This window comes from Mariprofundus sp. KV (assembly GCF_013387475.1).
Lineage (GTDB): Bacteria > Pseudomonadota > Zetaproteobacteria > Mariprofundales > Mariprofundaceae > Mariprofundus.
Genome location: NZ_VWNB01000007.1, coordinates 147,134 through 167,688, shown reverse-complemented (window position 1 = coordinate 167,688; position 20,555 = coordinate 147,134). Strand labels below are relative to the sequence as shown.

Genomic DNA, 20,555 nt, shown 5'->3' with positions numbered 1-20,555 from the left:
AACGCCTCACGGCGCGTCTTGCGACGCTTGTGATCGTATTCCGCTTCCGCAAAACTCAACTGATCCATAACTCCTCCTGTTCGGAGAAATTATACAGGAATCGACGAGTTATTCAGAGTATCCTTAGTTAATTCACTGTTCACTTTGTTCATCACTCCCTCTCAGTCTCATCTGTACCATGCACAAAACCGATGGGGCGTTTCTTTGGTGAAGGCGGTTCCATCAATCCCCGAATGGCATCGAACACCACGGCAAACTGTTTGTCGTATTTCGACTCCAGTTGATTGAGGCGTCGTGCCAGCGCCTTGTGGTCGGCGGTCATTGCACGCAGCTGTACAAAGGTGCGCATGATTTCGATATTCACCTGCACGGCCTGACTGCTCCTCAATACACTGGAAAGCATCGCCACGCCCTGTTCGGTAAAGGCATAAGGAGGCGTGCGCCGTCCACCCCACTGACTTGATATGCCAGATTGGCATTTCAAGAATTCAAATTCCTCTACCGAAAGCTGAAACATAAAATCAGCGGGGAATCGCTCAATATTTCTCCGAACAGCTCGAGTCAAAGCCCCGGTCTCCACACCGTAAAGTATTGCCAAATCGGAATCGAGCATGACCCTCTCTCTGCGCAACAGCAGGATGGATTGTTGAATCCTCTCCACGGGTATCAATGAATCCCTGCTCAAGTTATTCCTCCATCATCATGACCAGCAGGTCGGTGGGGCCGGGGTCGATGCCGGCCTGGAAGAGCAGGGTGGTGGCCTGACCTCGGTGGTGGGTCTGGTGGTTGAAGAAGTGCTGCAATAACTCACCCAAAGCGCGCTGCTGTTTTTCACCTGCCATATTGCGGTAGCGGATCGGCTCAGCCAGCAGCTTATCTGCCCATGTTTCGGAGAAATCGAGGATCAGGCCATCGAGTGCGCGGCGGTTGTCGGTGAGTTCGGAGAAATCATTAAAGAGGATTTCGCGCAGTGAGGCGGGGGTAGGGAACTCGGTGAGCGGGTGGGCCAGTGCTTCGCGGCAATTAGCGCTGGTGGCAAAGCGGTGCAGCCAGAAGAGATCGGCAATCAGGATATGGTTGAGGGTACCGAGAATCGAGCCGAAGAAGGCATCGCGATCCTCTTCGATGGCATCAGCAGGCAACTCGGCGACCTTCGCAAAAAGTTTGCGATTCATCCACTGGTTATAACGTGCCATGTTTTGCAGATACTCGATCATTCACACTCCCCTCTCGGAAGTATAGCAGAAGAAAATAACTCTGCTTTCCCCAAATGGGGGAGACGATCACAAAGTAATCGCAGACAAGGTGAATGCTGCTTGCGGCAAAGAGGGTGCCCTGGGGGCAAGGTGACATACAGGACGTATGTCATAACACGAATACAGAAAGACCTCCCTGTTAAAAGGCGGCTTCCGATTGTTTAGATCAAATTGCCGTTCAACCCTTCTTATCCGGTAACAGGAGGCGGATGTTGCGCATCTCGGGAAGCAGTTCAAAAAAAAGATCGATCAGCTCAGGATCAAAATGGGATCCACGCTCTTTGCGCAGATAGGCAAGAACCTCATCTTCTGGCCAGGCCGGTTTGTATACTCGTTCGGAAGAGAGAGCATCATAGACATCAACAATTGCGACAATGCGGGCCGCAATGGGGATGTCACTGCCGGAAAGCTGATTGGGATAGCCCTTTCCATTCCACTTCTCATGATGGCCAATGGCGATCTGGTGGGCCATCTCAATCATCGGAATCTCACTACCTTTAAGCATCTCACCACCGATATAAGCGTGGCGCTCCATGATTCTGCGCTCTTCAGCATCCAGCCTGCCGGGTTTCAACAACACGTAATCGGGAATGCCAACCTTGCCGATATCATGCATGGGAGCAGCAAGACGGATGTTATCTACATCTTGCAAGCTCCAGCCTAAAGCCTTGGCCATAAGTTCTGAATAGAGACCGATACGGCGGATATGGGCACCAGTCTCCTCATCGCGCCAGTTGGATACATCCAGCAGCCGGTGTGCCAGCTCCTCCTCACCCTTGCGAATCAGGGCAGTGCGGCGATGCACCTCCAACTCCAGTTCATCTTTGCTGAGCATACTTTCGCGTGCCAGCTGGTGCATCTGTTGTTGGCGGGTATATGACTCACCCAGATGTTCCAGCAATAGTAGCGGTTTACCATTAGAGTGGATTGCCCGCGCAGCCAGTGGCCACTCCTGCCCCTCTTCGTCGCACTGAATCCATGGATCACAGTTAATCGTTCCCTCTTTGCTGCTGTTCCAGAGATCTTCGGCATCGGGAAAGAATGTATCGAGTACAAAGAAATCCTCACTCAGTGAGACCTCACTTCCAACCTTGAACCCGGTTTGAGTGAGCTTACCTGTCCACGTCGGTGGGGGAGCCAGCACACGAAAACGACCTTCAGCAATGCGCTCCAGAAGCAGTATATCCATGCTGGAGAAGAGTGATTGCAGAGTGCTCTTCACGTTGCAATCTCCTGATGAAGCATCAGACGCCCCAGCTGCTCGAATAATAACTCGACCTGCTCACCGGTTTTGGCACTGGTGAGGAATATCTGCCAGCCATCGGCTCGCAGTGCCCGCAGCTGTTCATCTGAAACCTGCCAGCTCTCCTGGAGATCCACCTTATTCAAGACCAGAACAAATGCAGCCTCAGGGTAGTCGGGGCGTATGCGTTGATAGAGCTCAAGTGACTTTTCAAGCGAACTTTGACGTGTGCCATCGGCAACGAGAATAAAACCGGAGCTGCCGCGCAGGAAATTCTGCTGCAGGGTGTTGAAGGCATCCTCGCCAGCCAGATCCCAGAGCATCATGTTCAGTTGTTTGTCATCAATGGTGATCTGCTTTTTATCGACTTTAACGCCAACGCTGGTCTGATACTTCTCCTCGAAGATGCTGACGATAAAACGGCGGATCAAACTGGTTTTGCCAACCGCGAATGAGCCGAGCATGCATACTTTTTTAGAGATCATCATAAAGCGTTGAGCTGAAGAGAGTGTTGTGACCGATGGATTTGCGATTGGCAGAAAATCCGGAAGCCTGCGCAAGTACGTCGCGACTTATGCATGGGTTGTTAGGTGTCATCCGTTGCAGCATGCTCACTCCTACATGGGGATCATAGCAGAAATAAAATGGTTTGTTTTGTTCTAATTGAGCGAAAAAAGCCGCCTCCTTGCGGAGACGGCTTTGATCTTAGCTAAACTAAGCAGCTGTTGGGCTGATTAGTCGATGGTAGAGAGAAGATTTTTGTTCTGCACGAGGTTGCGAACACCGTGTGCGTGATCTTCGTTGAAGGTGTTGCCTTTGCACCACTTGCCAACAGAGTCGATGTTAACTTTGGCAACCTGTGGACGAACACTCCATGATACCTGATACGGAGAACCTTTCTCGTTGTAGCCAGGACCGGTGGTAGAGCCTTCGTACTGAACAGGTGTACCGGTGTTGGATGGGATGCCGGTTGGCTGGTGCAGACCGTTAACTTTCTTGTGTGCAGCCAGATCCTTGAAGTTTGCAGCATGTTTGTCGTTAACCAGAACATATACCTGAGTCTCAACGCGCAGCTGCGGGTTACCAATAGACTCGCTCAGGCAGGAACCCAGTGTTGGGCCCGGTTTGATCTGAGCAGTAGAGTGAACGTAGTGAACCTCGATGGTATCGCCTGGAGAGAGTGAACCGTGTGCACTCGGGCAGATCTCATGCTTGGTTGGAGCCAGCTCAGCTGCGCTCAGCTTGGCAGTGTCGTAACGGTAACCGCTCTGGTAACCATGACCATCGCCATTGCCAGCGTAGATCGTGAACTCACCACCTTTATGCTCAGCATTTTTGTGGAAATGGATGTTGCAGAGGTTCATCGTTGTAGAGGCTGGTGCCTCACTGAAGATGCGGTTGTTGTTGCCTGCGGCGCTGTCGATGTCACGTGGGGACTGCGGGCCGAAACCTGCGCCTTTGGTGCTCTTGGCAAGTGCTTTGCGCTGTGCGGCAATCACTTTATCGGCAACAGGGCCGTGTGCTGCGGCATCTGCTGCGCCATGTTTGTTTCCGTGCCCACCGTGATCTCCAGCAAACGCTGGTGCAGCCAAAAGGGCACTGACTGCCATTGCGATAGCAATGTGCTTCATAATAATTCCTCCCAGAAATTCGATTAAACCGGCTGAAATGCCGGCAAGGATGTAATATAGTGCAGCACCTTCAATCCGCAAGATGCTTTAAGGCGGAATAATTACACCGATAAAACGGGGCAGATTTGATCTCTATACTTTTTCCAATTCATGCCGGCTGCGCAGTGATCTCGATCTCACTCTTTCTCTGGCGTGGCGTGATGATGTGGGTCGGCAGACCGCTGAAGAGCCGCTTTTTACGCCGTACGCTGCCTGACAGTGTTGATTCGCTGCTGCTTGCCGCCGGTATTATCATGGCATTTCTGCTCGATATTTCGCCACTTGATTCACACTGGCTGGCAGCCAAGATTGGCGGGCTGCTATTGTATATTGTGCTTGGTGCCGTGGCGTTGAAGTATGGGCGTGGCAGAGTGGTCAAGAGGGGCTGTTTTATTGCCGCTGTTGCCACCTTTGCCTACCTGATGCTGCTGGCACGCGGTATGGTAGCAGTACCGTTTTAACTGAAAGCAGGTAACGGATACTCTGAAGAGGTCGGCGTATCCGGGCAGGCGTGGACAACCTGCCAGAATCATGCACGGTATGTGCCTGATTCTGTGCGTAAAGGCAAAATCACGCTTTTGCCTTTAAACTTATATATGAAGAGGTGAATGATGGCTCTGGTTGCTTCAATACATGTGGATTCCGGTTGGCAGATGCCGGAGATCAATCTTAAGGATGTGGACGGCAGTGATGTTTCGCTGGCATCACAGCTGGGCGAGAAGGGGTTGCTGGTGGCTTTTACCTGTAACCACTGCCCCTATGCGATTGCCGTCTGGCCACGCCTGATCCGTCTGGCGGCTACGCTGAAAAAGATGGGTATCAATACCGTTGCAGTGAATCCCAATATCCATCCCGACTATCCGGCTGACGGCGTGCCTGCGATGGCTGAGAAGATCGCTGAGTGGGGTATCGATTTCCCCTATCTGGCTGATGAGACGCAGGATGCTGCCCGTGCCTTTGATGCCCAGTGCACTCCTGATCTCTATATGTTTAATGCAGATGGCAGGCTCTACTACCACGGTCGCATCGATGACTACTGGAAGAGTGAAGAGCAGGTGACCCGTCATGAGCTGCTTGCTGCAGCCGAACTGCTTGTTGCGGATGAGAATGCACCGCAGCCGCAGCATCCGACCATCGGCTGCTCGATTAAGTGGAAATAAATTGAGCGCGGAACAGATGCTTCCTGCATCTCTCAGTTGTCGGCACACAAAAAACGTGGTTTTGATCTGTCTTACCGATCAACGGTGTGCGAAGTAAACTGTTGCTCCTCACTTCCGTTCTGGAAGTGAGGATGACGATGTTGCAAGTTGAAATTTCAGGATTGCATTTCGAGGGTGCTGTCATAGTGTCACACACCTGTTTTTTGAGAGAGGGATAATATGCTGAATAAAGCGATTTTGATTGGAAATCTGGGGGCTGACCCGGAAACACGCTATACACAGGATGGTACCTGTGTCTGTAACCTGCGCCTGGCGACTACCGAAAAGTTCAAGAACCGCAATGGTGAGCAGCAGGAGAAGACCGAGTGGCATCGTGTCACGCTCTGGGGTCGTCTGGGTGAAATTGCCAACCAGTACCTGACCAAAGGTGCCCGCGTTTACATTGAGGGCAAGATCGAGACCCGCAAATGGACCAATAAAGAGGGACAGGATCAGTACACTACAGAGATCCGTGCCAACGAGATGAAGATGCTCGGTGGTGGTGTTGGTGGCGGGGCAGGTGGCGGCAGTGCACGACCAGCGGCTCCTTCACAGGGCGGTGGTTTCCCGACGCATGGCGGCGGTGGCGGTGGCAGTGCTCCACGCGGCAACGATCCATTTGCCAGTGCACCGGACTTCGGTGATATCCCTATCGACGACGATATCCCGTTTTGAAATCGATTTATACGTTACATGCAAAAGGGGCTCCCGATGGGAGCCCCTTTTTTGTTAAAAGCATTGAGTTGCTATGAAGGATACTCTGACTTTTTCAGAGTATCCTTAAAAGTATAGTGGGGAAAGCAGGGCTACGTTGCTTCCGGAGGCGAAGGCATGCCGGTTGACGGTAGTGCATCACGCAGTTCTTTGGGGATATCAATCTCATTCATGGCCACAATAATGGAGCGCTGCAGGCGGAAGATCTCCTGCTGCAGCATCTGCTGCAGGCCGCGATCCGATTTGAGCTCCATACCCAGACGCAACATGCCCTCATGATTCTGCTGCCAGCGTATCCAGCCGCTTGCCCTGACTCTCTCGCCGCTTAATATAAACTCACAATCGAGCTCCTCACCACTACCGGGCACCGGTGTGTCGCTGCCCTGTTGGACAATAAAACCAAAGCCACTGATCGAGAGGTCATAGAGTTGAGCCGTGCCCCTGCTTCTGCCTTTGCAGGAGAGTTTTACCCGGATGTTATCAGCCACCTGCACACCAAGATTACGCCGTTTTTCAACATAAGAGGGGGATACATCCTCCAGCTTCAGGGTGATACTGCCCGGTTCATATTTGATGATTGAGGTGGCGATCTGCTGTTCACCATTGGGGCAGCTCAAAAATGCCCTGTTCTTGTCCGGATGGCTGGCAAACACCTTGGCCACCTCGCGATCCAGTGAGATGCGGATTTTATCTTTTCCTTTACCCAGCAGATGTGCTGAGGCGTTGATCGGGATGCCTCTGAACTGGTTGAACAGGCGGATGCTGCGGCTCTTGCACCAGACATCCAGCGCTGCTGTGATCGCCTGCTGGCGAATTGTTTCAATCTCTTCTCTGCTCAGACCGGCATATTCGGAGATGCGATCTTCACTGTTATCAGGAAGGCGCGCCGCACCGCGAATATTGCGTGCCTGTGCCTCTGTCAGGTACTGCTCACCCACCTCCATAATGGTATCCTGAATCTCATTGAAGGCGTGGATGGTCTGGCGCAGATCGTCAATCTGAACCTTCAGGGGCAGTGCAGAGTGGCCGGAGAAGAGGCTCTTCATGCGTCTGCTTTCACACTGCAGCAGCGCAGAGAGAAGCTGGGCGATGCTGTAACCGTTGTGCAGAAGCGTGGTCACTGTTTTATCCAGTGGTTGTCTGGGCTCCTGTCGACAGATATGACGCGCCAACTGGGCAATAGCCAGCGGATGCTCGTCGCCGAGAATCGCCTTTAGCGCATTGACCATGGCGGCAAATTGCGCCGTCTGTTTCATACTTGATTGCAGTGTTCGCTCCCTGATTTGATCTCTACTCGCTCTCCTGCAAGCAGGATATATGCCTAAAATGTGATTATCGGAGAAAACAGCCAAAGCTTAAAGCGTGGGATGGTGGTCACAGGGGTTAAAACAGGCGGCCGTATTGGCTGTTAACGTTGAATCTCTGTTAACCAGTTTCCGACCATCGCCCTGCAGAACTGCTGCATGGCGGCGAGATAGAGTGATGTTTCTCTGTGCAGCAGGCTGATGCCTTCAATGCCGAGGGCTTCACGTTCACTCTCACCATGGGCAATCCACATCTCGATGATTGCTTCGCTCACCTCAATATGAAACTGCAGGCCATACTGGGCTCTGCCCAGCCGGAAGGCCTGTGCCGGCACCTGTGGGTGCGTGGCGATCAGGGTCATGGCATCGGTTAGTGAGAAGGTCTCTCCATGCCACTGGAATACCGCCATCCCTTCGGGCATAGCGGCAAAGAGGGGGTCATTTTCAACGGTATGATAAACCGGAAACCAGCCCAGTTCACGGGCAGGTGATGGGGTGATAACAGCACCGGCAGCTCTGGCCATAATCTGGGCACCGAGGCAGATGCCGAGCATCGGTAGCTCTGCTGCAATAGCCTCTTTAACCCATGCCAGTTCAGCCTGGATATATGCGCTCTGATCATTGGCCGATTGCGGGCCACCCATGATGATACAGCCGTCAAATGCTCTGACTGAAGCGGGCAGTTGCTCGCCCTGATCGAGGTGAATCGTGGTCAGGCTGTGGCCTGCTGCTGCAATCACCTCACCGATCAGGGCGGGCGGTTCGATATCGAGATGTTGCATCACGAGAAAGTGCATGTTGCTAGCATAGCGACTGGGTGATGTGGTACAAGTCGCACATGGATATCTCACCCCTGATCTCGCGCGTGGCACGCGGAAAAAACGGCTCACAGAACCTCACTCAGCAGGAGGCAAGGCTTGTTTTTGACCAGCTTCTGGCAACGGATGCCGATCAGTTGCAGCTCGGTGCCTTCCTGATTGCCCAGCGTATGAAGGGGGAGTGCTCGGATGAGCTGGCCGGCTTTGTTGAGGCAGCACGTCTGCATATCGATGGTTTCGGCACTGCTGTTGCACCGGCAGGGGCGGTTGATCTGCCCTGTTATGCCGGTAAACGCAGGGCAGCCCACGCCTATCTGGCGGCTGCACTGCAGGCGCGTGATGCCGGGATTCCGGTGTTTGTGCATGGCGTTGAAGAGATCGATGGGCGCATCACCGCATGGCAGGTGCTCAGAGAGGCGGGAGTGCAGCGAGCTGCGTCACTGGCTGAGGCTGCCACGTTGTTGGCAGCTGACGGCATTGTTTACACTGATCTGGCAGAGCTTTGCCCTGATCTGATGCGCATCTATGGCCTGCGGCCAAGGCTTGGTGTTCGCTCCTTCGCCAACTCTGTGGCGCGGCTGCTGAATCCGCTGCGCTGTAGCGGCCAGCTCAACGGCTTTTTTCATACCCCCTATGCCGATTACATGGCAGGTGCCAACAGCCTGCTCGGGCAACAGCGCTCGCTGATCTTTATGGGGGCAGAAGGGGAGCCTGAACTCTATGCCGATCGCCAGAAGCTGGTTGTAAATCAGCAGGGCGATCAGATCACTCAAATCTCCTTTGCAGAGGCCGGGCTGCAGCCCTATCCGCGAGAGGTGATGGATCTGCATGCACTGCAGAGGGAGTCTGTCGCCATGTTGCATCAACCACTGGAGGGGCGTGAGGCCGTAGTCGTCACACGTATGCTGGAGGCGATGCGCTGGGCATCATCGGGAAGATTTCCCGATAGCTGGAGAGAGGAGTAACTTATGATAAACGTACTGGTTCCATTTACCACAGGTGTTGAAGAGGTTGAGTTTGTCGCGGTGGTGGATCTGCTCAGACGGGCCGGGATTGCGGTTTGCACGGCAAGTCTGGATGGCGCGGCGGTAGTGGGGCGCTCCAACATTACCATTGCGGCTGATGCGGCACTGCCTGAGGTGGTGAACCGGGATTGGGACATGGTGGTGCTGCCAGGTGGCCTGCCCAATGCGCATCTGTTGCGTGATGATGTCCATGTGAAAGCTGTGGTTGAACGTATGCATGCAGAACGAAAAACCATTGCGGCGATCTGTGCTGCACCGACTGCACTGGCCGCTTACGGCATTACGGCAGGCAAAAAGGTCACCTCCTATCCTGCATGTCAGGCCGAGATGGAGGCGCTGCAGCCCTCATCGCTCTATGTGGATGAGATTGTGGTTGAGGATGAGTTTCTCATCACCAGCCGTGGCGCAGGAACAGCCGTGGCCTTCTCCCTGCGCCTGATTGCGCGGCTGTGCGGTGAGGCAAAAGCTGAAGAGATTCGAGCCTCTATTGTTGCTTAATCAGTAACCACAAAGGCAGCAGGTGAACCTCCCTTGCGAAAGAGATCATCCTCCGGGGGGGCAAACAGACAAAGAAAACTGCTATTCAATCCTCTCTGCCTCTGTGGTTAAGAATTATGAAAGTGTTACTGCGGTGCCGCTGATGCTGACCATCATCATGCTGCCATCCTTGCCGACCACCTCATAATCGAGATCGATGCCGACAATGGCATTGGCACCAAGCTCGGTAGCGCGCGCCTCAATTTCAGTAAAGGCGATCTCACGTGCTTTGGCCATCTCCTTCTCATAGGCGCCTGAACGGCCACCGACGATATCGCGGATGCCTGCAAAGAGGTCACGGAAGATATTGGCACCGAGAATTGCTTCTCCGACAACAACACCTTTGTAGTCGCTGATGCTTTTGCCTTCGATGGTGGGGGTAGTACTTAACAGCATAGTAGCTCCTTTTTATTATCCTGTTTTCAGAGGATCTTTAAAGATTCCAAATCAGATGTCATAAGTATGTCATTTTCAACAGTTATGTTCACTTCATTCCAGTCAAAGAAGGTGAACATGGACACAGTATGGTTTGAAAGATTACAGATCATCATAGGTCTGCTCTTTATTGTAGGGTTGATGATTTTGATGGAGATGATCTCAGGTTAAAAGAGCCCGTCACCCTTACGGTTGATCACTGCTTTTACCCCTTCAGCTGAGCAGGAGAGTCCCACCGTAGTCAGATCCAGAGGAAGTGAGAGAGGCTTGCTGAGGTTCATCGTGCCCGAGAGTGATTTTACACCATCGGTAATCACCTCATAGGGGATGTTGCTGCAGTCACCGGAGCCAATCAGAACAATACGTGCCATCTTGCTTTCACTGGAGATAACACCCGGTGTGCCGTGATCAATGATATAGGCGTATTCGGCAGCGGCTGCCGATCCGCAAGCGCACATTACTGCTGCGGCTGCAAACATAGTTTTTCTTAACATCGGTAATCTCCTGAAGTTTTTTCGAATATTACACGTAATTGTGACATCCCCAAGTCAGTTTTCTGTTGGCTAACGAAGTTCAGGCCGTACCATGCGCCCCATGCGATTGTCCAAAGAGTTCCGTGATCAATTTATTCAACATGAGATGCGTACACACGGGCGCAAAAACGGGTTTGTGACTGAAGGTCAGGAGGCGCGGCTGCTTAAGTGGCTGCCAGTGATCGGCCTGCCAAAAGAGAAAACGCTGGCTCAGGCTGATCTGCCAGAAGGTGCTCCTGTGGTGATGGAGATCGGATTTGGCAATGGTGATTTCCTCGTGCATCTGGCGCAAAACCATCCCGACTGGTTGCTGATCGGTGTTGAGATCTATCTGCCGGGTGTCGCCAAAGCAGTCTGTCGCATGGATGATGCCGGTTTGATTGAGCGCTGCCGGATTACCCAGCTGCCTGCCCAGTTTGTATTGACCAATCAGGTGGCAGAGGAGCAGCTCGACGGTATTTTTGTAAATCATCCCGATCCATGGCCGAAAGCACGCCACCATAAACGCCGTATTATCCAGAAAGATTTTGCAGCCCTGATGGTGACGCGTCTGAAGCCGGGTGGTTTTATCAAACTGGCGACCGACAAACCCGATCTGGCAGAGTGGATGCGTGATATTCTCGATGCCACACCGGGATTGACCAATGTGGCGGGCATCGGCGGTTTTATTGAGCGTGATGCAGATCGTCCCGAGACCAAGTTCGAACAGCGCGGTATCAAAGCCGGACGCATCAGTCAGTTCCTGCACTACGTTAAAGCGTGAAAATCACCCTGCAGGGGTGTTTTAAATAATTGCAGTTGCTGCCGGCCTGCTCAGTATCAGCGCTGATAGTAACTTGCTTGGTAGTGGTTGTGCACAGTTGCTGAACAGAATGGAGGAGAGATTATGAAACGATTTACAATGGTTCTGGCTATGCTGTTTGCGCTGTCGCTGAACGTGGCACCGGCTATGGCCGACTCCAAGAGCAATGACTCGCGCAGCAGCGATAGCCGCAGCAAAGATAAGCGAAGTGATGATCGCAGTAGAGATAAGCGTGGCAGTGACAGCAGCAGCAAGGCCAAATCTGACAAGCGTGATTATCAGCGCAATGGCGTAGACACCCGCGATGTGCGTCGCCCTGACAATCGCAATACCCCTGCCAATGCAGACCGCACCTTTCCGGACTGGTGGCCGTTTTACTGATGATCATGGTTTGAGTGTTATCAGGCCCCGCAATAGCGGGGCCTTTTTTATTGTCATCATGTGATGCGATGCACTGCTTCGGGTTGTGTTATCTGCACCATGTGGAGCAGAAATATTGCTTCTGTGCAGCCGTTGTCCGGCTAGTCTGAAGCGTGGGATATATTTGAGATGATAAGTTAAACAAGGAGAGAATAATGAAATATCTGCTATCTATGCTGGCGATGGTGTTTGCGATCAGTGTCAATGCAGCCCCCTCGATGGCTGATCCTGACAAAAACCGCTTCGAGAACAGTAATAAATACAAAGAGAAGATGAAATATGAGAAAAATAGGGATAAAGATCGCGAAAAACACTACGAGAAGAGTAACAAGTATAAGAATAAACATCGCGATGACGGCAGCAGAGACTCAGCTTCAAAGGAACGTCATCATGGCGAGAAGCCTGAAAAGGCCAAAAACGCTACAAGAGAGCGCCTGGAGAGAGCCGCAGAAATGCGCAAGCGTTCCAGCAGCAGATAATAATCGCTGCATTTTATGATGCAGGGTTGAATCTGAGATAGAATAAATGCGTTGGGGCTTTCTTCGGAAAGTCCCTTTTTTATGGCTTTCTTAAAACGGGGCTGGCGTCCTCTATCTTCGGGGTTATAGTTGCCTGATGCGTTTTGAACTTGCCGGAGATTTCGAGCCACGTGGTGACCAGCCACAGGCGATTGCAGAGCTTGTCAGGGGTGTTGAGGCAGGTAGCCGTCACCAGACGCTGCTGGGTGTCACCGGTTCGGGTAAGACCTACACCATGGCCTGTGTCATTGAGCGTACCCAGAAGCCGACCCTGATCATGGCTCCAAACAAGACACTGGCAGCCCAGCTCTATGGTGAGTTCAAACAGTTCTTCCCCAACAATGCCGTGGAGTATTTCGTATCCTACTACGACTACTATCAGCCGGAAGCCTATGTGCCTTCAAGTGATACCTATATCGAGAAGGATAGTGCGATCAATGAGCAGATCGACCGCATGCGCCATGCCGCTACACGGGCACTGCTGGAGCGTGAGGATGTGATTATTGTCGCCTCTGTCTCCTGTATTTATGGTCTGGGTAGTCCCGAAGCCTATGCCGGCATGCTGCTCTACTTCGAGGTCGGCCGAGAGGTGGATCAGCGTGTTGCAGTGAACAAGCTGGTGGAGCTGCAGTATCAGCGTAACGATATCGATTTTCATCGTGGCACCTTCCGTCTGCGCGGTGATGTGCTTGAACTCTTTCCGGCCCATGCCGAGGATTTTGCTGTGCGCGTTGAGTTCTTCGGTGATGAGGTGGATGCCATCTCCAGCTTTGATCCGCTTACCGGTAGGCGCATCGAAAGTATGCATAAATATACCGTTTTCCCCAAAAGCCACTTTGTTACACCACGCGACCAGCTGGTTAAAGCGATGGATGCGATTCGTGATGAGCTGGCTGAACGACTGGCCGAGCTCTATGATCAGAACAAGCTGGTGGAGGCGCAAAGGCTGGAGCAGCGCACCATCTTTGATCTGGAGATGATTCAGGAGGTGGGTTACTGCACGGGTGTGGAGAACTACTCACGCCATCTGACCGGCAGCCCAGAGGGTAAAGCGCCACCGACACTGCTCGATTACCTGCCCAATAATGCGCTGGTGATGCTCGATGAGTCGCATGTCACCGTGCCGCAGATCGGTGGCATGTTCAAAGGTGACCGTTCACGCAAACAGACTCTGGTTGATTTCGGTTTCCGGCTACCCTCGGCACTGGATAACCGGCCTCTGCAGTTTCATGAGTTTGAAGCGGTGGTGCCGCAGGCGATCTATGTCTCGGCGACCCCGAGCAACTACGAGCTGGAGAAGTGCGAAGGTGTGATTGTCGAGCAGATTATCCGACCGACCGGTCTTGTCGATCCGGAGATCGAAGTGCGTCCTGCCACGACACAGGTGGATGATTTCATCTCCGTGGCAGGGGAGGTGATTGCTGCCGGTTACCGCGTATTGGCAACATGTTTGACCAAACGTATGGCTGAGGATCTGACTGAATATCTGAATAATCTCAATATGAAGGTGCGCTACCTGCATTCGGATATCGATACCGTGGAGCGCATGGAGATTCTGCGTGATCTCAGGCTCGGGGTATTTGATGTGCTGATCGGTATCAATCTGCTGCGCGAAGGGCTCGATCTTCCGGAAGTGGCGCTGGTGACGGTGTTCGATGCCGATAAAGAGGGTTTCCTGCGCTCTGAGCGTTCACTGACCCAGACCATTGGCCGGGCTGCGCGCAACGTTGAGGGGCGGGTGATTCTCTATGCCGATAAAATCACCCATTCGATGCAGCGGGCGATGGATGAGACAGGGCGCCGACGCAGAAAACAGCTGGCCTACAATGCCGAACATGGCATCACACCAACCACCGTGAAGTCGGAGATCAAGGATATTCTCGGTTCAGTGTATGAGCTCGACTATGCTCAGATTCCGGTGGTGGCAGAGGCTGAGCCGACAACTGCGGAAGAGAAGAAGATGCGCATGCTTGAACTGGAGCGGCTGATGACCGAAGCCGCTGCCGATCTGCGTTTTGAGGATGCGGCGAAATATCGCGATGAATTTATCTGGTTAAAGGAGCAACATGTCTATGGCTGAGATGCCGGAAATGAGCGAAGAAGAGATCAGAGAATGGGTGGGAAAAGCGACCGCAAAAAAGGGCAAGGAGCTCTTTGAGCAGGGGCGCATCAATGAGTTTGATCTTGATGATGACGGGTTAAGTGTGGTTGCGAGTGTGCGCGGTGAGGATCGACTGCCCTGTCAGGTGCAGATCAAACGCTCTGATGCGGCGCTGATTGAGAGCCAGTGCAGCTGCCCGATGGGCGAGAATTGTAAACATGTGGCTGCTGTTCTCTATGAGTGGATGGATGAACTGGAGGGTGATGCAGGCGAATCTGCTGCTGCCCCGATCGGCCCGTTTGCCTTCGGTCAGTGGCTGGGTGCACTGGAGAATGTCAAAGATGGATCAGCGCCGAGCACCGAGTATGCCGATAGTATCAAACAGCGGTTGATCTATATTCTTGAGCCGGACGGGGATCAGGATATTCGTCTGCACTTTGTAACCGCCAGACTTCTCAAATCCGGCGGTTACGGCAAAGCCGTGGCTTATGATGCGGGCAATATCCTGCAGTACAGTGTGCCGCAATATATTTTATCGGTTGATGAGAAGATTTTAAGGGATGTGGCAACGGATCGCTCCCTCTCCTCCCTGCGTGGCTACCGCATTAAGGGTGAAGCGGGTTTGAGCGTGCTTAAACGGGCAATCTCTACCGGACGTTGTCACTGGCGGGATAAGGATCATCAGGCGCTGAAACGGGGTGATAAGCGGGGCGGAAAGTGGCAGTGGAAACTCAATTCACGCGGGGATCAGCATCTCTCGCTGCAGCTGCCTGAGGATGAGATTATCGTGCCGACCTCACCGCCCTGGTATATCGATCTGCAGGCCAATGTTTGCGGCCAGATCGAGACCGGACAGCCACCGGTTGTGGCTGAGATTCTGCTCAACATGCAGGCGGTAGAGCTTGATTGTGACGATGCTGTGATGCGCAGGGTGGCTGAACAGCTGCCTGCTGATGTGCCCGGGCCGGTACGTCTGAAGCATGAGCAGCGGCAGGTGAAACCGCTGCCACTGGTGAAACTGCATAGTAAAAAACTGGCCCAGCGTTGGGGTCATCGCACCCCCGATGTATGCCATATTGTCGAGTTGATCTTCGATTACGACGGCAAAAAAGCGCCGTGGAGCAGCAACCCTGAATCGATCCGTGCCATCAGAGGTGACCGCGTGATCGATTATCATCGTGATCTGGCCGTGGAGCAGTCTGCTTTTGAAGCACTGGATGAGGCAGGTTTGATCTCGTTGCCTGATCACAGGCTGGCGGAACTCTATGATTTTGAAGCACAGATGTTCACCCTTGAGGATGAGAGTTACTGGCCTGAATGGATGCTCTATGAGATTCCTGAGCTGCAGGAGAAGGGTTTCAAGATCGATATCGCCGACAATTTCTCGTTTCATGTTGAGCATGCCACGGGCTGGCAACTTGATATCAATCAGGGACAGGGAAAACAGGCCAGCAGTGGCCTGATGGGACAGGCATCACTGACTGTGAAACTGGCCGATGGTGAAGAGGTTGATCTGATCTCCGCCCTGGGACGCTGGGTGGGTCAACAGCCTGAACTGTTGGGCCGGGAATCGCTGGCCGGACTGAAAGAGAAGGCGCATGTGCCGCTGCCACTGCCGGATGGCCGTTTCCTCTCTGCACCGGGTGAGATGGTGGCCAATATTCTCCACTTTATGCTTGATCTGTTTGCCGGTGACAAAGCGGAGAAGACACTGCTCAGTGCGCCGCAACTGCTGGCACTGGAGGAGAGCCTCAGTAGCTCGGATGTGCCGGTACAGATCAGTAGCAGCGCCTGGCTGCAGCATATGAAACAGCTGGCGAATATCGATTCAATTCCCGAATGCAGTGTGCCAGCGGGACTGCAGGCTGAACTGCGTGACTACCAGCTGGCCGGACTGAGCTGGTTGCAGTTTTTAAGGCAGATGAAGCTCGGAGGAATCCTTGCTGATGATATGGGTCTTGGTAAAACAGTGCAGGCGCTGGCTCACATCCTTAAAGAGAAAGAGGAGGGCAGACTACAGGCTCCGGCACTGGTGATTGCTCCGACCAGCCTGATGCATAACTGGCGGAGGGAGGCGAAAAAGTTTGCTCCTGATCTGTCGGTGCTGGTGGTGCATGGCCCGACCCGTGCTCAGCACTTTGAACAGCTGGCATCCTATGATCTGGTGCTCACCACCTATCCGCTGCTGGCCCGTGATTTTGATGTGCTGGTGCTGCAGTCGTGGCATCTGCTGATTCTTGATGAGGCGCAGAATATTAAAAACCCGCGCGCCAAGGGATCACAGCTGGTGCGCAAACTCAGTGCCACGCACAAGATATGCATGACCGGCACACCGATGGAGAACCATCTTGGTGAGCTCTGGGCGCAGTTTGATTTCCTTATGCCCGGTTATCTGCATGATCAGCGCGGTTTTACACGCCTGTTCAGAAAGCCGATTGAGATTCAGGGGGATCAGGCGCGTCAGGATGCACTGAATGTGCGCCTTCGCCCGTTTATGTTGCGGCGTACCAAGGAGCAGGTGGCGCTGGAGCTGCCAGCCAAGACAGAGATGATTCGCAGTATCGAGATTGAGGGTGCACAGCGAGAACTCTATGAGAGTGTGCGGCTGGCAATGCAGAAGCGGGTACGTGATGCGGTCTCGGCGATGGGGTTGGCGCAGAGTCAGATTGTGGTGCTCGATGCACTGCTGAAGATGCGTCAGGTCTGTTGCGATCCGCGTCTGGTCTCCGGTATCGAAGCTGCTACTGCGCCGCCATCAGCCAAGTTGGAGATGCTGCTTGATATGCTGCCTGAGATGATTGAGGAGGGGCGCAAGGTGCTGCTCTTCTCGCAGTTCACCACCATGCTGACACTGATTGAGAAGGAGATGATCAAACGCAAGATCGGTTATGCGAAACTGACCGGTCAGACGCGAGATCGGGAAACACCGATCGAATCATTTCAGAATGGTGAGGTGCCGCTGTTTCTGATCAGTCTGAAGGCCGGTGGTGTAGGTCTCAATCTCACCACTGCTGATACCGTCATCCATTATGACCCATGGTGGAACCCTGCGGCTGAAGCGCAGGCGACCGACCGAGCGCATCGAATCGGGCAGGATAAAGCGGTCTTTGTCTATAAACTGATCACCGAAGGTACGGTGGAGGAGAAGATCCTCGAACTTCAGGAGAGGAAGAGGCAGCTGGCAGAGGGTATTCATGCCGAGCGTGGCGAGCATCGGGCGCTGTGGACGCCGGAAGATTTCGATATGCTCTTCTCTCCGCTGACATAAGTTGATGGTGTCGGATTTTGTATGGTTGTCCCAGGCGGGCTTAAAAGAGAGGCGAGTGCTGTTTGGCTCGACTTTGATTTCGATTTTTTGTACCCTGCGCCGGGCTTAACAGTGAGGTGGTTTTAGCAATGGCAAAGGCGATTCTGGCACTGGCAGATGGACGAATTTTTCGCGGTGAAGCGTTTGGTGCGACAGGTAATACAGTTGGAGAGGTATGTTTTAACACCTCGTTGACGGGTTATCAGGAAATTCTTACCGATCCATCCTACACCGACCAAATTATCACATTTACATACCCACACATTGGCAATGTCGGCATCAACGCCTCTGATATGGAGTCCGATTCCGTTTCTGTGCGCGGTTGCATTGTGCGTGCACCATCCCGGACGACCTCCAACTACCGTGCCGAAAACGATTTTAACAGCTGGCTGATTGCTAATGGCGTTGTTGGCATTGCCGATATCGATACCCGCGCACTGGTTCGGCACCTGCGTGACAATGGTGCCCAGAATGGCGTCATTGCCTCTGATGGCATGAGTGAAGCTGATGCTGTGGCGATGGCCAATGGCTGGGACGGTTTAGAGGGTCGCGATCTTGTCGGTCAGGTGAGCTGTGATGCGGTGAGTCAGTGGCAGCAGGGCGGCAGCTACGATCTGGAAGCCGCTGCCTTCACTACGCCGGCAACAGACAAACATGTGGTCGCTTTCGATTTTGGCTGCAAGCGCAACATCTACCGTAAACTGGCTGATCGTGGTCTGAAGGTAAGCATTGTGCCTGCCCGGACCTCTGCAGCTGATATCCTTGCCATGAATCCTGATGGCATCTTCCTCTCCAACGGCCCGGGTGATCCGGCAGCAGTCGGTTATGCGGTTGCAGAGATTCGTAAACTGCTGGACTCGAATGTGCCGATCTTCGGTATCTGTATGGGTCATCAGCTTCTCTCGCAGGCGCTTGGCCTCTCCACCTTCAAACTGAAGTTCGGTCATCGCGGTGGTAACCATCCGGTGAAAGATGAGACAACCGGCAGGATTGAGATTACCAGTCAAAACCACGGTTTTGCTGTAGCTGATGATAATGTTCCTGACTCTGTTGAGATCACGCATCGCTCACTGTTTGATGGAACCGTCGAAGGTTTGCGGGTTAAAGGTAAACCGGTCTTCTCCGTGCAGTATCATCCGGAAGCCAGTCCCGGCCCACAGGATGCGGACTACCTGTTCGACCGTTTTGCAGATCTGATCAGGTAATGGTTAGGGGTTTGGCTTTCCTTACCCCTCACTCTCCACTTCCATACAGCATCTGAAACTTCATTTCAGGTATCTGCACCGGCATCATCACGCCGCTGTCATTGAGCTTCTGCCATAACTTTTCAGCATCCGCTTTCTGCATCGGGGCAAAGGTGAAGCGAATTGTCGGGATCGGCACAGTGCGTTGCTGGTAACGGAACGCCTTACCAATCTCGCGTAATTTATTCTGCATCTCCTCGGTGTAATTGGCCTGATAGAAGCGGCCAAGACCAACCAGGAATATATCTTTCTGTGCCTTGATAATAGTGACCTCAATACCATTATCGCGCCAGATTTTGCTGCCCTCCCACGCCGCTTTACGGGTTGTATAGAGCTGGGCATCGTCAAAGGCGTGCATGGTCACATCCTCCTGATGGCGGATCGTGATCGGCTCCAGCCCCATTGCTTTTAGCCGGCGTGTCAGTGTGTAGATCGCATCTTTGGAGATCACCCGTCGTGTGACCACCCGCCACAGCTCACTACTGCTGATTTTCTGATTGTTGTCGGTAGCTGGTTGCACAGGCACAGCCAGACGCACCTTGGCAGGTGTGGGCGCGGATGCCGGTTTCTGCCAGATCAGAATGGCTGCAATAGCGAGCAGCAGTAGAAGTGCGATACGAACGACACTGTTCATAGCGGTGATACTATAGGTAATGGCAAAAAATTCTCTGCTGATTTGAAAAGCGTGAATTTTTTGATCATTTCTGCTCTACTGCCTGCTCAAAACTGAAGGGGTGAAAATATTGGCATGGATATCGATGCGATCATTCAGAAAATTAGTATCTGGGCCTTGCCCGTGTTGCTGGCGATTATCCTGCATGAGGTGGCACACGGCTGGGTGGCTGAGAAGCTGGGTGATAATACCGCCCGCTGGATGGGGCGCATCACACTCAATCCCATCAAACATATCGATCCCTTTGGCACGATCCTCATCCCATTAGGGCTGGCGATTATGGGTTCACCGTTTCTCTTTGGTTATGCCAAGCCTGTGCCGGTAGATTTCCGTAAACTGAATAATCCCAAACGGGATATGATCTGGGTGGCGCTGGCTGGTCCGGTTACCAACCTTCTCCTTGCGCTGGCCTCTACGCTGCTCTTGGCACTGGTGATTCAACTGCCGACAGCCCTGTTCTGGATTATCGAACCACTGGCGCTGATGTGTCAGGCCTCGATCATCATCAATATGGTGCTCTGTATCTTCAATCTGATTCCGTTGCCGCCACTGGATGGTGGCCGCATCGCTGTCGGTCTGCTGCCGGGGCCACTGGCATGGCAGCTATCGCGTATAGAGCCCTACGGATTCATGATTATTGTGGCGCTGCTGTTTCTGGGAGTATTCCAGAGCGTGATCGGCCCTATGGTGATGGGCAGCTCCTACTGGCTGATTGGGTTGGTTTTACCCGTCTAAAGCTCTCCTCAGCGCTTTGGA

The 20,555-nt window shown here is 53.0% G+C and carries 22 protein-coding genes; 12 read left to right on the top strand and 10 right to left on the bottom strand.

Annotation, left to right across the window (positions count from 1 at the left end):
• Positions 1 to 151 precede the first annotated feature (151 nt).
• The 5 genes from F3F93_RS07605 to F3F93_RS07585 all read right to left on the bottom strand — a co-directional run bounded on the left by F3F93_RS07605 (position 152) and on the right by F3F93_RS07585 (position 4,130).
• On the bottom strand, positions 152 to 661 hold the full coding sequence (locus F3F93_RS07605; RefSeq protein ID WP_347239225.1) for an ORF6N domain-containing protein: 510 nt from the start codon (positions 659 to 661) through the stop codon (positions 152 to 154).
• A 25-nt stretch (positions 662 to 686) separates the two neighbouring features.
• Positions 687 to 1,217 carry a DinB family protein gene (locus tag F3F93_RS07600; protein WP_176958572.1) on the bottom strand — a complete coding sequence of 177 codons (531 nt, stop codon included), beginning with the start codon at positions 1,215 to 1,217 and terminating at the stop codon, positions 687 to 689.
• A gap of 217 nt (positions 1,218 to 1,434) precedes the next feature.
• Positions 1,435 to 2,478 carry an HD domain-containing phosphohydrolase gene (locus F3F93_RS12745; RefSeq protein ID WP_176958571.1) on the bottom strand — a complete coding sequence of 348 codons (1,044 nt, stop codon included), beginning with the start codon at positions 2,476 to 2,478 and terminating at the stop codon, positions 1,435 to 1,437.
• Entirely contained in the window at positions 2,475 to 2,987 is a 513-nt protein-coding gene (locus F3F93_RS07590; RefSeq protein ID WP_206675394.1) for a Rab family GTPase, read from the bottom strand. Before F3F93_RS07590 ends, F3F93_RS12745 begins: the two co-directional genes overlap by 4 nt.
• 246 nt (positions 2,988 to 3,233) lie before the next feature.
• Positions 3,234 to 4,130 carry a delta-class carbonic anhydrase gene (locus F3F93_RS07585; protein ID WP_176958570.1) on the bottom strand — a complete coding sequence of 299 codons (897 nt, stop codon included), beginning with the start codon at positions 4,128 to 4,130 and terminating at the stop codon, positions 3,234 to 3,236.
• Positions 4,131 to 4,255: 125 nt separating this feature from the next.
• Here F3F93_RS07585 and F3F93_RS07580 point away from each other — a divergent pair, with 125 nt between their 5' ends.
• The 3 genes from F3F93_RS07580 (at position 4,256) to F3F93_RS07570 (ending at position 6,043) form a co-directional block, all read left to right on the top strand.
• Positions 4,256 to 4,630 (top strand): SirB2 family protein, encoded by a 375-nt coding sequence (locus F3F93_RS07580; RefSeq protein WP_176958569.1) that lies wholly within the window; start codon positions 4,256 to 4,258, stop codon positions 4,628 to 4,630.
• A gap of 150 nt (positions 4,631 to 4,780) precedes the next feature.
• Entirely contained in the window at positions 4,781 to 5,329 is a 549-nt protein-coding gene (locus F3F93_RS07575) for a thioredoxin family protein (protein WP_176958568.1), read from the top strand.
• A 219-nt stretch (positions 5,330 to 5,548) separates the two neighbouring features.
• Entirely contained in the window at positions 5,549 to 6,043 is a 495-nt protein-coding gene (locus F3F93_RS07570) for a single-stranded DNA-binding protein (RefSeq protein ID WP_176958567.1), read from the top strand.
• 131 nt (positions 6,044 to 6,174) lie between these two features.
• Here F3F93_RS07570 and F3F93_RS07565 read toward each other — a convergent pair whose 3' ends face one another.
• Together F3F93_RS07565 and F3F93_RS07560 are read right to left on the bottom strand one after the other, a co-directional pair.
• Entirely contained in the window at positions 6,175 to 7,338 is a 1,164-nt protein-coding gene (locus F3F93_RS07565; RefSeq protein WP_176958566.1) for a PilZ domain-containing protein, read from the bottom strand.
• Positions 7,339 to 7,490: 152 nt separating this feature from the next.
• The gene (locus F3F93_RS07560; RefSeq protein ID WP_176958565.1) at positions 7,491 to 8,183 is read right to left on the bottom strand and encodes a type 1 glutamine amidotransferase; all 693 of its coding nucleotides are present in this window, start codon (positions 8,181 to 8,183) and stop codon (positions 7,491 to 7,493) included.
• A 41-nt stretch (positions 8,184 to 8,224) separates the two neighbouring features.
• On the opposite strand from F3F93_RS07560, the gene F3F93_RS07555 reads away from it, so the two are divergent.
• Entirely contained in the window at positions 8,225 to 9,169 is a 945-nt protein-coding gene (locus F3F93_RS07555; protein WP_176958564.1) for an anthranilate phosphoribosyltransferase, read from the top strand.
• 3 nt (positions 9,170 to 9,172) lie between these two features.
• On the top strand, positions 9,173 to 9,727 hold the full coding sequence (locus F3F93_RS07550) for a DJ-1 family glyoxalase III (RefSeq protein ID WP_176958563.1): 555 nt from the start codon (positions 9,173 to 9,175) through the stop codon (positions 9,725 to 9,727).
• A gap of 114 nt (positions 9,728 to 9,841) precedes the next feature.
• Here the strand turns inward: F3F93_RS07550 and F3F93_RS07545 are convergent, their stop codons facing one another.
• The gene (locus tag F3F93_RS07545) at positions 9,842 to 10,162 is read right to left on the bottom strand and encodes a heavy metal-binding domain-containing protein (RefSeq protein ID WP_176958562.1); all 321 of its coding nucleotides are present in this window, start codon (positions 10,160 to 10,162) and stop codon (positions 9,842 to 9,844) included.
• Positions 10,163 to 10,368: 206 nt separating this feature from the next.
• The gene (locus F3F93_RS07540; RefSeq protein WP_241697032.1) at positions 10,369 to 10,695 is read right to left on the bottom strand and encodes a hypothetical protein; all 327 of its coding nucleotides are present in this window, start codon (positions 10,693 to 10,695) and stop codon (positions 10,369 to 10,371) included.
• A gap of 100 nt (positions 10,696 to 10,795) precedes the next feature.
• Here F3F93_RS07540 and trmB point away from each other — a divergent pair, with 100 nt between their 5' ends.
• From trmB to carA, 6 genes are all read left to right on the top strand, one after another.
• Positions 10,796 to 11,497: a tRNA (guanosine(46)-N7)-methyltransferase TrmB gene (trmB, locus tag F3F93_RS07535; RefSeq protein ID WP_176958561.1), complete on the top strand. Its 702-nt coding sequence runs from the start codon at positions 10,796 to 10,798 to the stop codon at positions 11,495 to 11,497.
• Between the two features lie 123 nt (positions 11,498 to 11,620).
• The gene (locus F3F93_RS07530) at positions 11,621 to 11,917 is read left to right on the top strand and encodes a hypothetical protein (protein ID WP_176958560.1); all 297 of its coding nucleotides are present in this window, start codon (positions 11,621 to 11,623) and stop codon (positions 11,915 to 11,917) included.
• 194 nt (positions 11,918 to 12,111) lie between these two features.
• Positions 12,112 to 12,435, top strand: a complete 324-nt coding sequence (locus F3F93_RS07525; RefSeq protein ID WP_176958559.1) for a hypothetical protein — start codon at positions 12,112 to 12,114, stop codon at positions 12,433 to 12,435.
• 136 nt (positions 12,436 to 12,571) lie between these two features.
• Positions 12,572 to 14,554 (top strand): excinuclease ABC subunit UvrB, encoded by a 1,983-nt coding sequence (gene uvrB / locus F3F93_RS07520; protein ID WP_176958558.1) that lies wholly within the window; start codon positions 12,572 to 12,574, stop codon positions 14,552 to 14,554.
• The gene (locus F3F93_RS07515; RefSeq protein WP_176958557.1) at positions 14,547 to 17,843 is read left to right on the top strand and encodes a DEAD/DEAH box helicase; all 3,297 of its coding nucleotides are present in this window, start codon (positions 14,547 to 14,549) and stop codon (positions 17,841 to 17,843) included. Before uvrB ends, F3F93_RS07515 begins: the two co-directional genes overlap by 8 nt.
• A 128-nt stretch (positions 17,844 to 17,971) precedes the next feature.
• Positions 17,972 to 19,087, top strand: a complete 1,116-nt coding sequence (gene carA / locus F3F93_RS07510; RefSeq protein WP_176958556.1) for a glutamine-hydrolyzing carbamoyl-phosphate synthase small subunit — start codon at positions 17,972 to 17,974, stop codon at positions 19,085 to 19,087.
• 28 nt (positions 19,088 to 19,115) lie between these two features.
• Here carA and F3F93_RS07505 read toward each other — a convergent pair whose 3' ends face one another.
• On the bottom strand, positions 19,116 to 19,760 hold the full coding sequence (locus F3F93_RS07505; RefSeq protein WP_176958555.1) for a hypothetical protein: 645 nt from the start codon (positions 19,758 to 19,760) through the stop codon (positions 19,116 to 19,118).
• Positions 19,761 to 19,874: 114 nt separating this feature from the next.
• Here F3F93_RS07505 and F3F93_RS07500 point away from each other — a divergent pair, with 114 nt between their 5' ends.
• Positions 19,875 to 20,534, top strand: coding sequence for a site-2 protease family protein (locus F3F93_RS07500; protein ID WP_176958554.1), 660 nt, complete (start codon positions 19,875 to 19,877; stop codon positions 20,532 to 20,534).
• Positions 20,535 to 20,555: the final 21 nt, after the last annotated feature.

Bases quoted from the DNA above. Each gene is read 5' to 3' on its own strand.
- F3F93_RS07600 (WP_176958572.1), bottom strand. From the start codon at position 1,217: ATGATCGAGTATCTGCAAAACATGGCACGTTATAACCAGTGGATGAAT.
- F3F93_RS07590 (WP_206675394.1), bottom strand. From the start codon at position 2,987: ATGATGATCTCTAAAAAAGTATGCATGCTCGGCTCATTCGCGGTTGGC.
- F3F93_RS07585 (WP_176958570.1), bottom strand. From the start codon at position 4,130: ATGAAGCACATTGCTATCGCAATGGCAGTCAGTGCCCTTTTGGCTGCA.
- F3F93_RS07575 (WP_176958568.1), top strand. From the start codon at position 4,781: ATGGCTCTGGTTGCTTCAATACATGTGGATTCCGGTTGGCAGATGCCG.
- F3F93_RS07570 (WP_176958567.1), top strand. From the start codon at position 5,549: ATGCTGAATAAAGCGATTTTGATTGGAAATCTGGGGGCTGACCCGGAA.
- F3F93_RS07565 (WP_176958566.1), bottom strand. From the start codon at position 7,338: ATGAAACAGACGGCGCAATTTGCCGCCATGGTCAATGCGCTAAAGGCG.
- F3F93_RS07560 (WP_176958565.1), bottom strand. From the start codon at position 8,183: ATGCACTTTCTCGTGATGCAACATCTCGATATCGAACCGCCCGCCCTG.
- F3F93_RS07555 (WP_176958564.1), top strand. From the start codon at position 8,225: ATGGATATCTCACCCCTGATCTCGCGCGTGGCACGCGGAAAAAACGGC.
- F3F93_RS07550 (WP_176958563.1), top strand. From the start codon at position 9,173: ATGATAAACGTACTGGTTCCATTTACCACAGGTGTTGAAGAGGTTGAG.
- F3F93_RS07545 (WP_176958562.1), bottom strand. From the start codon at position 10,162: ATGCTGTTAAGTACTACCCCCACCATCGAAGGCAAAAGCATCAGCGAC.
- F3F93_RS07540 (WP_241697032.1), bottom strand. From the start codon at position 10,695: ATGTTAAGAAAAACTATGTTTGCAGCCGCAGCAGTAATGTGCGCTTGC.
- trmB (WP_176958561.1), top strand. From the start codon at position 10,796: ATGCGATTGTCCAAAGAGTTCCGTGATCAATTTATTCAACATGAGATG.
- F3F93_RS07530 (WP_176958560.1), top strand. From the start codon at position 11,621: ATGAAACGATTTACAATGGTTCTGGCTATGCTGTTTGCGCTGTCGCTG.
- F3F93_RS07525 (WP_176958559.1), top strand. From the start codon at position 12,112: ATGAAATATCTGCTATCTATGCTGGCGATGGTGTTTGCGATCAGTGTC.
- uvrB (WP_176958558.1), top strand. From the start codon at position 12,572: ATGCGTTTTGAACTTGCCGGAGATTTCGAGCCACGTGGTGACCAGCCA.
- F3F93_RS07515 (WP_176958557.1), top strand. From the start codon at position 14,547: ATGGCTGAGATGCCGGAAATGAGCGAAGAAGAGATCAGAGAATGGGTG.
- carA (WP_176958556.1), top strand. From the start codon at position 17,972: ATGGCAAAGGCGATTCTGGCACTGGCAGATGGACGAATTTTTCGCGGT.
- F3F93_RS07505 (WP_176958555.1), bottom strand. From the start codon at position 19,760: ATGAACAGTGTCGTTCGTATCGCACTTCTACTGCTGCTCGCTATTGCA.
- F3F93_RS07500 (WP_176958554.1), top strand. From the start codon at position 19,875: ATGGATATCGATGCGATCATTCAGAAAATTAGTATCTGGGCCTTGCCC.